Origin of the sequence: Streptomyces longispororuber, assembly GCF_024448165.1 — a bacterium.
In the GTDB taxonomy this organism is placed as follows: domain Bacteria; phylum Actinomycetota; class Actinomycetes; order Streptomycetales; family Streptomycetaceae; genus Streptomyces; species Streptomyces longispororuber_A.
Map to the genome: position 1 here is coordinate 1 of NZ_JAMOLN010000086.1, position 13,850 is coordinate 13,850.

Annotated in this window: 11 protein-coding genes; 5 read left to right on the plus strand and 6 right to left on the minus strand. The window is 72.9% G+C overall.

From position 1 onward, the window contains the following. Nucleotides 1-21: 21 nt before the first annotated feature. Together M4J07_RS23510 and M4J07_RS23515 are read left to right on the plus strand one after the other, a co-directional pair. Nucleotides 22-1,623 carry an amidohydrolase gene (locus M4J07_RS23510; RefSeq protein ID WP_255974957.1) on the plus strand — a complete coding sequence of 534 codons (1,602 nt, stop codon included), beginning with the start codon at nucleotides 22-24 and terminating at the stop codon, nucleotides 1,621-1,623. 97 nt (nucleotides 1,624-1,720) lie between these two features. Beyond that, entirely contained in the window at nucleotides 1,721-2,779 is a 1,059-nt protein-coding gene (locus M4J07_RS23515; protein ID WP_255974958.1) for a C45 family autoproteolytic acyltransferase/hydolase, read from the plus strand. On the opposite strand, the gene M4J07_RS23520 is transcribed toward M4J07_RS23515, so the two are convergent. Beyond that, complete coding sequence (locus M4J07_RS23520) at nucleotides 2,763-3,755, minus strand: L,D-transpeptidase (protein WP_255974959.1); 993 nt, start codon at nucleotides 3,753-3,755, stop codon at nucleotides 2,763-2,765. The genes M4J07_RS23515 and M4J07_RS23520 overlap by 17 nt on opposite strands. 292 nt (nucleotides 3,756-4,047) lie before the next feature. On the opposite strand from M4J07_RS23520, the gene M4J07_RS23525 reads away from it, so the two are divergent. After that, nucleotides 4,048-4,599 (plus strand): glycoside hydrolase family 25 protein, encoded by a 552-nt coding sequence (locus tag M4J07_RS23525; protein WP_255974960.1) that lies wholly within the window; start codon nucleotides 4,048-4,050, stop codon nucleotides 4,597-4,599. Nucleotides 4,600-4,612: 13 nt separating this feature from the next. On the opposite strand, the gene M4J07_RS23530 is transcribed toward M4J07_RS23525, so the two are convergent. Both M4J07_RS23530 and M4J07_RS23535 read right to left on the minus strand, forming a co-directional pair. Continuing rightward, the gene (locus M4J07_RS23530; protein ID WP_255974961.1) at nucleotides 4,613-5,275 is read right to left on the minus strand and encodes an NADPH-dependent F420 reductase; all 663 of its coding nucleotides are present in this window, start codon (nucleotides 5,273-5,275) and stop codon (nucleotides 4,613-4,615) included. 88 nt (nucleotides 5,276-5,363) lie between these two features. Continuing rightward, on the minus strand, nucleotides 5,364-6,368 hold the full coding sequence (locus M4J07_RS23535; protein WP_255974962.1) for a zinc-dependent alcohol dehydrogenase family protein: 1,005 nt from the start codon (nucleotides 6,366-6,368) through the stop codon (nucleotides 5,364-5,366). A 101-nt stretch (nucleotides 6,369-6,469) separates the two neighbouring features. Here M4J07_RS23535 and M4J07_RS23540 point away from each other — a divergent pair, with 101 nt between their 5' ends. Next, nucleotides 6,470-7,402 carry an AraC family transcriptional regulator gene (locus tag M4J07_RS23540; protein ID WP_255974963.1) on the plus strand — a complete coding sequence of 311 codons (933 nt, stop codon included), beginning with the start codon at nucleotides 6,470-6,472 and terminating at the stop codon, nucleotides 7,400-7,402. A 21-nt stretch (nucleotides 7,403-7,423) separates the two neighbouring features. Here the strand turns inward: M4J07_RS23540 and M4J07_RS23545 are convergent, their stop codons facing one another. Further along, entirely contained in the window at nucleotides 7,424-8,134 is a 711-nt protein-coding gene (locus tag M4J07_RS23545) for a FadR/GntR family transcriptional regulator (protein ID WP_255974964.1), read from the minus strand. Nucleotides 8,135-8,319: 185 nt separating this feature from the next. Here M4J07_RS23545 and leuA point away from each other — a divergent pair, with 185 nt between their 5' ends. Then, complete coding sequence (gene leuA, locus M4J07_RS23550; protein ID WP_255974965.1) at nucleotides 8,320-10,038, plus strand: 2-isopropylmalate synthase; 1,719 nt, start codon at nucleotides 8,320-8,322, stop codon at nucleotides 10,036-10,038. Nucleotide 10,039: 1 nt separating this feature from the next. Here the strand turns inward: leuA and M4J07_RS23555 are convergent, their stop codons facing one another. Continuing rightward, complete coding sequence (locus M4J07_RS23555) at nucleotides 10,040-12,745, minus strand: M4 family metallopeptidase (protein WP_255974966.1); 2,706 nt, start codon at nucleotides 12,743-12,745, stop codon at nucleotides 10,040-10,042. A gap of 151 nt (nucleotides 12,746-12,896) precedes the next feature. Further along, entirely contained in the window at nucleotides 12,897-13,847 is a 951-nt protein-coding gene (locus M4J07_RS23560; RefSeq protein ID WP_255974967.1) for a helix-turn-helix transcriptional regulator, read from the minus strand. Nucleotides 13,848-13,850: the final 3 nt, after the last annotated feature.

Below are 13,850 nucleotides of genomic sequence, written 5' to 3' on the forward strand. Positions count from 1 at the left end.
CTCCACGGCAGGCGATGACCTGTGTACGCCGACGTCGTCCTGACCGCCGACCGCATCGAGACCCTGACCGAGGAGGACCGGCCGGGCGACGCGCTCGCCGTCACGGACGGCCGGATCGTCGCGGTCGGCCCCGCCGCCGAGATCGCCGCGCTGCGCGGCCCCGCCACCGCGGTCCACGACTTCCCCGGCGCCACGGTGCTGCCCGGCCTCGTCGACGTCCACGCCCACCCGGTGTGGGGCTCCATCGAGATCGGGCGCGGCGTCGACCTCTCCGGCGCCCCCACCCTCGACGCCGTACTGGAGCGCGTCGCCACCGCCGCCCACGGACTGCCGGCCGACGCCTGGATCACCGGATACGACCTCGACGTCAACGCCTTCGACGGCGAACCGGCCGGCACCGCCCTCGGCGCCCGCTTCCCCGGGCGGCCCGTCTCCCTGATGACGCAGGACGCCCACGCACTCGTGATCAGCCCCCGCGCCGTGGAACTCGCGGACCTCACCGGCCGGGAGACGTTCACCGACGCCTCCCAGATCGTCACCGGACCCGACGGCCTGCCCACCGGCTACGTCCTCGAACTCCAGGCGATGGACCTGGTCTTCGCCCACTACCCCGAGGTCCCGCTCGCCACCGCCGCCGCGTACGTCACCACCCAGCTCGGCCTGCTCGCCGACGGCGGCCTGACCGGGCTGCACGCCCTCGACTTCACCGACCCGTCCGAGGACGTCTACCGGCACATCGAAGCCCACGGCGAACTCCCCCTGCGCATCCGCTGCTCCCCGCTCGTCCCCGCCGACTCCCCGCCCGAGATGTGGCGGCGCATCGCCGGACAGCAGGGGCTGCACGGCCGCCGCTGGCACGTCGAGGGCGCCAAGTTCATGCTCGACGGCACGGCCGACAACGGCACCGCCTGGTTCGACCACCCCGACTGCCACGGCGAGAACCGCGCACCCCTCTGGCGCGACCTCGACGCCTACCGCGCCGCCGTCCGCTTCTTCACCGAGCGCGGCATCCCGACGGCCACGCACGCCATCGGCGACCGGGCCGTACGCCACGCGCTCGACGTCATCGAGGAGGCGGGCCCGGCCGGCCGGGCCCCGCACCGCATCGAGCACATCGAGTCCCTGCCCGACGAACTCCTCGGCAGATTCGCCGAGTTGGACGTCGTCGCGAGCCTCCAGCCCGTGCACGGCACCCGGCACACCCGCGCCGACGGCACCGACAACTGGTCCCGCCGCATCGGCCCGGAACGCGCCGCCCGCGGCTGGCGCACCCGCGACCTGCTCGACCACGGCGCGGTCGTCGCCCTCGGCTCCGACTGGCCGATCGGCCCCGGCGACCCGCGCACCTCGCTCGCCGACTGCCAGCTGCGCCGCCCCGTGGAGGAGCCGGACACCCGGCCCGTGCAGCCGTCCCAGGCGCTGACCGCGCGCGAGGCGTACTCCGGCATGACCCGGGCCGCCGCACGGGCCGCCGGAGCCGCGCACGAGCTGGGCCGGATCGCACCGGGGTACCTGGCCGACCTGACCGTGCTCGGCGGGAATCCGCTGGAGCTCACGCCTGCGGCGCAGGCCCGGAATCCCGTGCTGGCGACTGTCGTCGGGGGGCGGGTCCGGTTGTCGTGACGCCGTACCGCTCCTACGCCTCGGGGCTCCGCCCCGGACCCCGCTCCTCAATCGCCGGAGGGGCTTGATCGTGCCCCTACTCCCCGGAAAGGCCCCCATGAACCGCCCCCACACCACCGTCGACGCCACCGATCCCCACGAACGCGGCGTCGCCCGCGGCGCGTTGCTGCGCGACGGGATACCGGGAGCCCTCGACGTGTACGCCCGGCTCCTCGCGCTCGGCGGGATCGACCTCGCCGGGGCCAGGGACGACGCCGAGCGCGCCCTCGACGCCATCGGCGCCTTCCGGCCCGCCGCCCGCGCCGAGATCGCCGGCATCGCGGCCGGCGCGGGCGTCGAGGAGTGGCAGGCCGGAGTCCTCAACGCCCGTACGGAGATCCTGGCCCGCTCCACCGCCGTACCGCCCGGCGAGTGCACCACCGTCGTCTGCGGCGGCATCGGCGCACAGACCTGGGACTGGCACGTCGAGCTGAAGCCCTACTGGCACACGCTGGAGTCGCGCGGCGCCCGGCACACCGTCGTCGGCCTCACCGAGCACGGCATCCTCGGCAAGATGGGCGTCAACAGCGCCGGTCTCGCCCTGCACTTCAACATCCTGGGCCATCTGCGGGACCGCGTCGGCGGCGTCCCCGTGCACGTCCTGGCGGCGACCGTGCTCGCCGAGGCGGGCAGTGTCGCGGAGGCCGTCGCGATCGTGCGCTCGGCGCCGCTCGCCTCGTCCGGGTCCTTCGCCCTGTTCGACGCGGCGGGCGACGCGGTGCTCCTCGACATCAGCCCGGTGGGCGTGCACGAGATCCGGCCGGACGCCACGACCGGCGCCCTGCTGCGGACGAACCACTTCCTGACGCCGTCCCTCACCGCCGACGAGAAGTCCTGGCTCTACCAGCCGGACTCGGGCGAGCGCCGAGCCTTCATGACCCAGCGACTCCGGTGCGAACTGCCGTCCACCGTCGACGAGTTGGCGGCACTGCTGGTGACCGGGGACGGCGAACCCCCGGTCACCTGCCTGCCCGACCCCGCGAAACCCCTCGGTCAGCGCTGGGCGAGCCTCGCCACGGTCACCCTCGACCCGGCCACCCGCACGGCCCGCGTCCTGGACGGCACACCGGCCGACATCGGCACCACACCGTGGCGGGTGCTCACAGCGCGGCCGTAGTGCCCTCCCCCGAACCGCTCCCCGCGAGCCACTGGTCCCAGTTCAGGTTGAACGCGGCGTAGCCGTTGTCGGCCGGGGCCTTGGCGCGCGGCGAGCCGGTGATGGTGACCGGGTCGCCCTGCTTGACCTGGCCGTAGAACCACTTGGCGTCCGACAGCGACAGGTGGACGCAGCCGTGCGAACCGCGGGCGCTGCCGCTGCCCGGGTTCGGGTCACCGGTCGAGTAGTGCACGTACGTACCGGACTGGGTGAGGTGGACGTCCCACGGCAGCGTCAGGTCGTAGTAGTTGGCATTGCCCTTGTCGCAGCTGATGCCGACGCTGCAGGAGGTCATGTGGACCTCCTTCTGCTTGTCGATGACGGCCATCGTGCCGTTCCAGGTCGGGTACTCGGCGCTGCCCGCGTTGATGGAGAGCGTGCGCACCGTCGCACCGTTCCTGGTGACCTTCATGGTGTGGCCGCTGACCGACACGTCGGCCCGCACGTCGTCGCCGACCTTGAAGGTGTGGGTGTAACTGTGCACGCCGTAGCGGCCGTTGCCGTTGCCGACGCCCTCCATGTCGGCGACGACCTTCACCTTCGTGCCGGAGGGCCAGTAGTCCTTCGGCCGCCAGTCGGCGCGCTTGTCGCCGAACCAGTGCCAGGCCCCCTCCACCGGCTGCGACGTGCTCACCTTCATGTGCTTCTCGACGGACGCGCGCGCCTTTGCTGCCACCGCGTCGGTGAAGACCACCGAGACCGGCATCGCCACGCCGACCGTCGTACCGGTCTGCGGAGTGATCGTCTCCAACAGCATCGGCGGGCCCTTGGGCTTCGTCGGCGAGGGCGAGGCGCTCGCGCTCGGCTTCCCCGACGCCTTCCCGTCGTCCCCGCTCGCCGCGCTGCCGCTGCCGCCACCGCCACAGGCGCTCACGCCCGCCAGCGCCGCCACCGTCACGAGCGCGATTCCTATCCCGCCACCCCTGCGCCGTCCCACGTCCTGCCCCGCTCTCTCCGCCGCCCCGTACGTCCCCTGATCAGGGGCCCAACTCCCTGTCAGACAGCGACGGGGCCGCCGTAGTTGCATGTAGACGTGTAAAGCGTGTTCCAAGACGACGGACGCTCAAACGGTCACCCCGGACGGCGACATGGCGGTGAACATGGTGTGTTCCTCAGGAAAGGGGTTCACCACACCGACGGACCGACCTGCGCGAAGGCGACCTGCGCCCGCGCCGGATCGGGGACGATGGATGCTCGACCTCGTCGCCCCACCGACCGGGAGGCCCTGGATGCTGCGCGGAATAGATGTCAGCTCGTACCAGTCCACGTTCGACACGGACGGCCTGTCGTTCGTCTTCATCAAGGCGACGGAGGGCCGCTCCTACGTCAATCCCCGGCTCGCCGCGCAGACGAAGCGGGCCCGCGACGGCGGCTGCGTCGTGGGCTTCTACCACTTCCTGTGGCCGGGGAACCTCACGGCGCAGGCCGAGTACTTCGTGAGCAAGGCGCCCGAGAGGGCCGGGGACCTGCTGGCGGTGGACTGGGAGACGACCGGGGAGGGCACGCGGGCTTCCAACGCGGAGAAGGACCGGTTCATCCGCGAGGTGAAGCGGCTGCGCCCCCACCACAAGGTCATGCTGTACTGCAACCGCGACTTCTGGTTGAACGTGGACACGACGTCCTACGCGGGCGACGGCCTCTGGATCGCCGACTACGTCACCGCCGGCAAGCCGCGCATCAAGGCCGACTGGACGATCCACCAGTACACGGACCGGCCCCTCGACAAGGACGTGGCCGACTTCGGCAGCAAGGACGCGCTGCGCGACTGGGCCACGCCCTAGGGGGTGTCGACGGTCAGGCGCGCCATTCCGCGGTGCGTTCCGGGGAGGCCGCCTCCAGGGCCTTGCGGACGGCCGTCGCGTCGGAGGCGAGGCCGTAGACGGGGGTGCCGGGCTGCTGGCGCCAGGAGTCGTCCTGGCCCCCGGCGTCCACCGCGTCGAAGCCGATCTCGTCGAGCAGCGCCGTGACGACCTGCTTCGCGGCGGTGTCGTCGCTCGCGATCGGGAGGGCGACGCGGGCCGGGTCGCCGGCCGGGCGGGGCTTGTCGAGGATGTCCTGGGCGTACGTGCCGTTGAACGCCTTCACGACCTGATGGCCGATCTGCCGCTCCGTCCAGCGGCTCTCGGTCAGGCCGTCGTCCTCGATCCCGGTGATCTTCCCGTCGCGCTGCTGCGGGTAGTAGTTGCCGGTGTCGATGACGGCGACATCGGCGGCGGCCGTGTCCAGGAGGCCCTGGGGCAGGTTCGCCACCGCCTTGAGCGGGATCGTCACGACGACGACCTGCGCGTCGCGCACCGCGTCCTCGGCGGTGGCGGGGGTGGCGCCGGTCTCCTCGGCGAGCGGGGTGAGGGTCTGCGGGCCGCGCGAGTTCGCGACGTGCACGTCGTGGCCGACGGCGGTGAGGCGCCGGGTGAGGTTGCCGCCGATGTTGCCGGCGCCGATGATGCCGATCTTCATGTCGTGCCTTGCCTTCCGAAGCCGCGGGACTTATGCATGTGCATGGAATGCGAACCTGCGCGGCGGGACGGCTATTCCGGGATGCGGCTCAGAGAGTGACGACGATCTTTCCGGTGTGGGTGCCGGTCTCCATCAGCCGGTGCGCGTCCTGGATGCGGTCCAGGCCCTCGAAGACCTCCGCGATCGCCGGCCGGAGGGTGCCGTCGCGCAGGCCCGCGCGGAGGAAGGCGTCGGAGCGGTCGCGGACCTCGGGGGGCACGCTGAAGTTGGCGTAGGTGTGGATGGTCTGGGGCCAGTTCATCGGGAAGGTGATCGGGCCGTTCAGCCAGCCGTAGACGACGATGGTGCCGGATGCGCCCAACGCGGCGGCGTGGTGCGGGAGTTCGGGGCCGCCGATCGCGTCGAAGAGGATGTCGGCGCCGGTGCCGGTGATCCGGTGGGTCTCCTTCGCCACGTCGTGGGTCCCGGTGACGACGACGTGTTCGGCGCCGAGGTCGAGGAGGGCCTGGCGCTTGGCCTCCGTCCGGGTCGCGGCGATCGGCACGGCGCCGATCCGGCGGGCCACCTGGATCGCGGCGGTGCCGACGCCGCTGGACGCCGCGGTGATCAGGACGTGGTCGCCGGGGCGCATTCCGGCGGTCTCGACGAGGGCGCCGTACGCCGTCGTGTACGTGAGCCGGGCCGCCGCCCCGGTGACCGCGTCGACGGAGGCGGGGCGCGGCAGGACGGAGGTCTCGGGGAGCACGATCCGTTCGGCGTAGACGCCTTGCGCGCCCATCTCGATGCCGGACCCGGTCATCACGGGGTCGCCGGGGGCGAAGGCGGTGACCTGGTCGCCGACGGCCTCCACGGTGCCGGACGCCTCGTAGCCGAGCCGGGAGCCGGGGAGGGTCGGCTGGTAGTAGTACGTGCCGGCGCGGAAGAGGGCCTCGGCACGGTTGAGGCCCAACGCCTCGACGCGGATGAGGAGTTCGGTGGGGCCCGGTGCGGGCAGGGGGACGTCGTGGATGCGGAGGACCTCGGGGCCGCCGAGTGCGTCGAAGAGGACGGTGCGGGTGGTGCGGGCAGTGGCAGCTTGCGGGGTGTTCGTCATGCGTCGACCGTAGGCAGCGGCGGCGAGACGCTCCATGCCCGCCGGTCTCAGCTTCATGTCCGTTCGTCTCACGGCGTCAACTCCCGGGCTACGGTGGGCTGATGGACGTACTCAGTGACGCGGTCGCGGCGATGCGTCTCGGGCGGCCGCATTCGGCGCTGCGGGACAAGTTCGCGCCGTGGGGCAGCCGTTTCGACGCGCACGACGGGGCCGGGTTCCATGTGCTGTTGCGCGGTTCCGCGTGGCTGCTGCCGGAGGGGGACGCGGCGCGTGCGGTGTCGCTGGGGCCGGGGGACGTGGTGTTCCTGGCGCACGGCCGCGGGCACACGCTGGTGAGCGAGATCGGGGTGGAGCCGGATCCGTTGACGCTGGACGAGGACGGCAACTGGCCCGCTCCCCCGCCGCGGCCCTCGGTCGGTCCGACGCCCGACACGGTGATGCTGTGCGGGGCGTACCAGTTGGAGCGGGCGCGGGCCCATCCGCTGCTGGGCGAGTTGCCCGACGTGGTGCATCTGCCGGCCCGGGTCGGCGCCCACCGTTCGCTGCGGGCGGCGATCGAGTTGCTGGGTGACGAGCTGGACGCGCCGCGGCCCGGGTCGGACACGATCGTCTCGGCGCTCGTGGACACGCTGCTGCTGTACATCCTGCGGGCGTGGTGGCTGGACCCGGAGCGGGAGCCGGGGCACGAGCACCCGGCGGGCTGGTCGTCGGCGCTGACCGAGCCGCCGCTGGCCGCGGCCCTGCGGGCGATGCACGCGGATCCGGCGCACGGCTGGACGGTGGCGGAGCTGGCCGGGCTCGGCGGGCTGTCCCGGGCGGCGTTCGCCCGGCGGTTCGCGGCGGCGGTGGGCATGCCGCCGCTCGCGTATCTGACGTGGTGGCGGATGACGACGGCGGGGCGGCTGCTGCGGGAGGCGGACGAGCCGTTGCGGGTGGTGGCCCAACGGGCGGGTTACGCCTCGGAGTTCGCGTTCGCCAAGGCGTTCAGGCGGGAGTTCGGGGTGGCGCCGGGGCAGTACCGCAAGGCGTCCTGACGGGGCAGGTCCCGGCCGGTCTCAGCCGTCTTCCCTGGCGGCCAGTTTGTCCTGGATCGCTTCCAGTTCCTCCCGCGCGGCCTGCCCCGCGGCCGCCGCGTCGCCCGCGGCGACGGCGTCCACCAGGGCGGTGTGCGCGGTGTCGCCGTGGTCGTGCTCGGCGCGGGCCACGTCGACCAGGTCGAGGAGGTCGATGAGGGCCTGGCGCAGTGCGGGGGCGAACTCGGTGAACAGGTCGGTGAGGACGGGGTTGTGGGCCGCCGCGACGACGGTGGCGTGCAGGGCGATGTCGGCGTCGACGAACGCGTCGCCGGGGCCGTCCGCCGCCGCCCTGCGGTCCGCCAGGGCGGCGCGCATCGCGGCGACGTCGTCGTCGGTGCGGCGCTGCGCGGCGAGTCGTGCGGCCTGGACCTCCAGGAGCGTGCGGACCTCGTAGACGTCGGCGACAGCGGCCCTGCGCAGCCGGGTGGGCCAGTCCTCGACGGGGCGGGTCGCCGTCACGAAGACGCCCGCGCCCTGGCGGGCCCGCACCATGCCGGCGCCGGCGAGCGCGCGGAGCGCCTCCCGGACCGTGGAGCGGCCGACGCCGAGGTCCTTGGCGAGGGTGGTCTCGCCGGGCAGCCGGGCGCCGACGGGCCAGTCGCCGTCGGCGATCTGGGTGCGCAGCCGCTCGGCCGCCTGCTCGACCAGAGGGCTGGGGCGGACGGGGCCGAGGGCCGGGGGCTGGGACATCGATGCGCACCAACTTGTCTGAGGAGTACTTGTCTGAGGACCTGAGGTGTGGTTACTGTACCGGCATGATCCGCGGACTTCTCCTTCTCGGCCGCCGCGGCGGGGCCTGACGCGACCGGCACCCCGCCGCGGGGTGCCGTGCTGCCGGTCGTCACCCGTCGACCGCACCGAGAGAGGTCCCCGCCATGACGGCCCCGTACCGCTGGAATCCGCAAGCACCCGGCCCGATGCCGTACCACCGCTACCGCCCGCACCACGAACGGGTCGACGTCCCCGTCCTCGACCGGAGTTGGCCGGACCGGCGGATCACCGAGGCGCCCCTGTGGGTGCCGGTCGACCTGCGCGACGGCAACCAGGCGCTGGCCGAGCCGATGGACACCGGCCGCAAGCACCGCTTCTTCGAGCTGCTGGTGCGGATGGGCTTCAAGGAGATCGAGGTCGGCTATCCGTCGGCGAGCCGCACGGACTTCGACTTCGTGCGCCATCTGGCCGAACGGGCCGGGACGGGCGCCGTGCCCGACGACGTGACGCCCGTCGTCTTCACGCCCGCCAGGCTCGACCTGATCGAGCGGACCTTCGCCTCGATCGAGGGCCTGCCGCGCGCCGTCGTCCACCTGTACATCCCGACGTCGCCCGTCTGGCGCGACGTGGTCCTCGGCCGGTCCCGCGCCGAGGTGCACGCGACCGTCCGGGCGGCCGCCACCCACATGGCGCGGCTCGCGGACGCCCGGCCGGACGCGCACATCCGCTTCCAGTTCGCGCCGGAGACCTTCAACGTGACCGAGCCGGACTTCGTCCTGGAGGTGTGCGACGGGCTGACCGAGCTGTGGGACGCGAGCCCGGACCGGCCGGTCACGCACAACCTGCCGACGACGGTCGAGGTCGCGACGCCGAACGTGTACGCCGACCAGATCGAGTACATGCACCGCAACCTGGCCCGCCGCGACGGCGTCATCCTCTCCGTGCACCCGCACAACGACCGCGGCACCGGCGTCGCCTGCGCCGAACTCGCCGTCCTGGCAGGCGCGCAGCGCGTCGAGGGCTGTCTGTTCGGCAACGGCGAGCGCACGGGCAACGTCGACCTCGTCACCCTCGCCATGAACCTGTACGCGCAGGGCGTCGACCCGATGATCGACTTCTCGGACATCGACGCGGTGCGCGAGACGGTCGAGCACTGCAACCGGCTGCCGGTGCACCCGCGCCATCCGTACGGCGGCGAGCTCGTGTACACCGCCTTCTCCGGCACCCACCAGGACGCCATCAGCAAGGGCCTGGCCGAGCGCGCCGGCCGGCACCCGGACACGCCGTGGGAGGTGCCGTACCTGCCGATCGACCCGGCCGACGTCGGGCGGACCTACGAGGCCGTCATCCGGGTCAACTCCCAGTCGGGCAAGGGTGGCATGGCGTATCTGCTGAAGGACCGGCACGGGATCGACCTGCCGCAGGACATGCGCCCGCAGTACGCGCGTCTCGTGCAGGAGGCGACCGACGACAGCGGGCGCGAGGCGAGCCCGGACGAGCTGTACGAGCTGTTCCGCGCCGCCTATCTGGACGTGCCGGGCCCGGTCGCCCTGGGCGAGTGGTCGGTGCGCCGGGACGGGGCCGTGCACCGGTTCGCCGGTACGGCCGAAGTCGACGGCGTCGTACGGGAACTGGACGGCAAGGGCAACGGCCCGCTGGCCGCCTTCACGGACGCGCTGCGGACCGCGGGACTCGACGCGGACATCGAGGCGTTCACCCAGCACGGGCTGGCGCCGGGACCCGACAGCGAGGCCGTGGCCTATGTCCGCTGCCGGGTCGGCGGGGTGCGGGAATGGGGTGCGGCCCGGCACACCTCGGTGCTGACCGCCTCCGTGGGGGCGGTGCTGTCCGCGGTGAACCGGGCCGCTGTCAGGGCCGGCTGAGTCAGTCCTCGCAGGTACCGGCGAACGACCCGCGGGTCACCACGTCCGTCGCGGCGGCCGAGGTGTCCAGCCAGGCGACGCGCTGGCCGTCACCGAGGGACGGGGCCAGCTGCGTACCGGAGGAGCAGGAGATCCGCTGGTACGTGGCGGTGCCGTTCACGACGTCGGCGGTCGGCGCGGCCTTCGCCTTCCAGGGGCCCGACCAGCCGCCGAGGCCGCCCCAGATGTCGGTCGACGAGTACGCGAACCAGTCGTCGGTGACCGAGAACTGGCCGAGGTACGTCGACGAGGGGGCCTTCAGCTTCTTCGTCTGCGTCAGGTCACCGACCGGCGCCGTCTCGACCGACTCGCTGCGGATCAGGAACGCCTGGCTGCCGCGCCAGAAGATCCGGTCCGAGGTGAGCTGGACGTCGGTGATCTGGCCGAACAGGAAGCCGGTCATGCGCTTGCTCTGCGTCGTGCCGGTGGCGACGTCGTAGACGTACGCCCACGTGCCGTCGCCGCCGACCCAGGCGATCGTGCCGTTCTTCATGGCGAGGCGGGCCGCCTTGGTGCCGGTCTCGGGCGTCACGTTCACCGTACTGCCGTCGGCCTTGCGGAGCATGACGTCCTGCTCGCCGTCGGCGGTCGTGGAGATGTAGGCGAGGGCGCCGTTCTCCGTGACCGGCTCGGTCTCGTCGGCGTCCGGGGCGTCGACGATCTTCTTGATGGCGCCCTGGCCCTTGTCGCCCGCGCCGTAGACGCCGATGCCGTCGGCGGCGATCCGGGTGAAGACGACCCGGCTCCTGTCCAGGGACGGGTCGATCAAGTAGGCGTCGTCCTGGGCGAGTTCGTGGTCGGACTTGCCGTGCTGCTTGCTGAACCGGCCGACGGTGATGCCGAACGCGGCGCTGCCCCGGTCCCAGGCGATCGCGTCGCCGTGCCCGATGGCGTAGACGTCGCCGCTGATCTGCGCGGCCTGCTCGTCGATGCCGCCGTAGACCTCGTAGGCGGGCAGCACGTCGGCGCCGATGGTGGTGCCGTCGGCGCGGTTGGCGCCCTGCTGCTCCCAGCCCTTCTCGATGCCGTGTCCGTCGAAGGCCTTCTTGATGGCGCTCATGTCGGCGCCGGAGACCTTCAGTGACTTGGCGGCGAGGGTGACCGCGTTGCGCATGTCGGTGAAGCCGGCGAGCGGGGTCAGGTAGTTCTGCGCGGCGCGGTACACGATCTTGTCCGCGAGCTCGGGGGCGAGCGCCTTGCGCATGTCCCACAGGGCGCCGCCGACGATGGTGGAGTTGTAGTGCACTCCGCCGTTGTCGATGTCGAGCGGGATGGGCTCGAAGTCCTGCTGCGCGTTGCGGCCGTCGTTCAGGTCGCGCAGCGCGCACTCCTCCAGCGGCTTGGTGCCGTTGCAGAGGTACTCGCCGATGAGGCCCGAGGCCGGGTCGTCCATGGCGACGCCCTTGTCGGCGGTCTCCATGGCGTTGCCGAAGTAGTCGGATATCGCCTCGTTGAGGGCGCCCGGCTGGTTCAGGTAGACGAGTCCGGCGCTGTGCTCGGTGACGCCGTGCGTCATCTCGTGGCCGACGACGTCGAGGCCGACGGAGAGCGGCACGCCGTCCATGTGGCCGTAGACCATCTTCGAGCCGTCCCAGAACGCGTTGGCGTAGTCCTTGCCGTTGCTGGCGACGTTGACGACCGAGTAGATGGTGCCGCCCTTGCCGTCGACGCCGTCGCGGCCGATCTCGTCCTTGTAGAACTCGTAGACCTTGGCGGCGTTGACGTGCGCGTCGACCGCGCCGGACGTGGTGTTCGCGCCGTCGAAGCGGTCGGTGGCGGACTTCACCAGCGGCACGTCGTCGGTGACGGGGCCGCCCGCGACGTCCAGGTAGCTCTTGCGCTGGGCGTCGTAGGTGCGGATCTGGCCGCCGGTGACCGGGTACATGGCGCGCGTCGAGTCGACCAGCGTGTACGAGCCGTCGGCCGCCTTGTCGGCCTCCAGCTGCGCCTCGCTGCCGTCGACACGGACGCCGGTGGCGCGGGCGGGCGCGGCGTCGGCGGCGTCGATGTTGTTGTACGAGAGGGCGAGCGCGCCCGCCCGGGCGTCGACGTAGACCTCCTGGCGGACCGGGCTGCCGTCCTTCTTGGCACCGGTGACCGTGAAGTGCCAGGCGAGGCGGCCGCCCTGGGCGTCGGGCAGCACGGTCAGGCCGTGGCCCGCGGTCCTCGCGCCCTCGACGCCGCGCAGGTCGGCGTCGAGGACGGTCAGGCGGCGCTGCGCCGTGGCCTCGTCGACCCGCGGGGTCGTGGAGACGGTGAGGTCGGTGTAGAGGGTGCCGGTGGCGGAGGTGACCTGCTGCCCGTCGCCGGACTTCTCGGTCTGCACCGCGTACTCGGCGCCGAACACCGGCACGCCGTCGTGCTGCTGGCGGAACCGGACGGTGGTCTGGCCGCCGTCCTTCGTCGTCCGGCCGGTCTTCAGATCGGACGCGGGCACCTTGTAGGTGTCCTGGTGATCCTTGATGTGAGCGCGGGCCGCCTGGGCGGGGGTGCCCGCCCTCGGCGCCGAGTCCAGGCCCTGCGTCATGGCGGGCGCCACCGGGGCCGCGCCGCCGGCGGGCGTCTCGTCCCCGTCGGCCGCCCACGCGGGTCCGGCCAGCAGCGCGGAACCGGTGGCCGCGGCCACCACCCCCGCTGCCACGACCTGGCGTATCCGTCTCTTCGGCACAGCGTCCTCCCCATCACACGCACAAACGCGGGGCTCAACGGCCCCACGTGTTCGGTGTGCTGATGGTTCGGCACGAAGCGTGTCCGCTACAAGGGATCACCCGTGGCGCGAAGTCGCCGCGGCGTAAATACGCCTCGGACCGTGGAAGGGGTCACTCCATCCAGCCGGCGCGGATGGCGTGCGCGCCGAGCTGGAACCGGGTCGAGGCGTTCGCCCTGGCCATCAGGGCGTGCAGCCGCCGCTGCACGGTGCGGTGGCCCATGCCGAGCTGGCGGGCGATGGCCGCGTCGGTCAGGCCGACGTGCAGCAGGGCCAGGATCTGCCGGTCGAGCGGGTCGAGGGCGTCGTCGTCGGCCGTCGGCTCGGCGGCGCCCGCGCGCAGCGGCCTGGCCTGCGCGTAGCACTGGTCGAAGAGGGCCTGCAGCGCGGTGAGCAGCCCGCTGCGGTGGACGACGAGGGCGACCGGTTCGGTCTCGTCGCGCTCGGGGTCGAGGGGCAGCAGCGCGGTGCGGCGGTCCGCGACGACCAGCTTGATCGGCACCCGGTCGGCGACGGTCACGCTCTGGCCCTCCGCCACGAGCTGGGCGAGGGAGGCGGCGGTGGCGGGCCGGTCGAACCAGCCGCGCTCCACCACCGAGCGGAGCACCACGCCCCGGGCGATCGAGTCCCGCTCGACCTCCTCGATGCCGTCCTCCACGGACAGTGCCACCGGCGCGGTCCTGGTGGGGATCAGGGAGCAGACCTCGCGCTGCGCCTCGCGGCCCATGGCGAGCAGCCTGCGCCGGATCGCGGCGGCGCCGGACAGCAGCTCGACGGGCGCGCCGGAGGCCCTGACCTGCGCGGTGCGGTGCCGTTCGGCGAGCTCCGTGACCAGGTGCTCGACCTGGTAGAGGGCGCCGCGTCTGGCCTCCAGGAGGGGGCCGAGGGCGAGCACCGGTGACGCCGCCCGGTAGCGCTCCGGGCCGTCGCCGGCCGGCCGCCGGGCGCTCACCAGGCCGCGCTCGACGAGCACGCCGAGGGCCCGCGCCACGGCGTCGGGGCCCAACGGGCCGGTGAGCGCGGCGGGTTCGACGTCGGGCCGGTCCACAAGGAGCCGGTACACGGC

Excerpts from the sequence above, each read along its gene's own strand:
- M4J07_RS23535 (WP_255974962.1), bottom strand. The coding sequence starts at position 6,368 with ATGACGAACACCCCGCAAGCTGCCACTGCCCGCACCACCCGCACCGTC.
- M4J07_RS23545 (WP_255974964.1), bottom strand. The coding sequence starts at position 8,134 with ATGTCCCAGCCCCCGGCCCTCGGCCCCGTCCGCCCCAGCCCTCTGGTC.
- leuA (WP_255974965.1), top strand. The coding sequence starts at position 8,320 with ATGACGGCCCCGTACCGCTGGAATCCGCAAGCACCCGGCCCGATGCCG.
- M4J07_RS23525 (WP_255974960.1), top strand. The coding sequence starts at position 4,048 with ATGCTGCGCGGAATAGATGTCAGCTCGTACCAGTCCACGTTCGACACG.
- M4J07_RS23530 (WP_255974961.1), bottom strand. The coding sequence starts at position 5,275 with ATGAAGATCGGCATCATCGGCGCCGGCAACATCGGCGGCAACCTCACC.
- M4J07_RS23540 (WP_255974963.1), top strand. The coding sequence starts at position 6,470 with ATGGACGTACTCAGTGACGCGGTCGCGGCGATGCGTCTCGGGCGGCCG.
- M4J07_RS23515 (WP_255974958.1), top strand. The coding sequence starts at position 1,721 with ATGAACCGCCCCCACACCACCGTCGACGCCACCGATCCCCACGAACGC.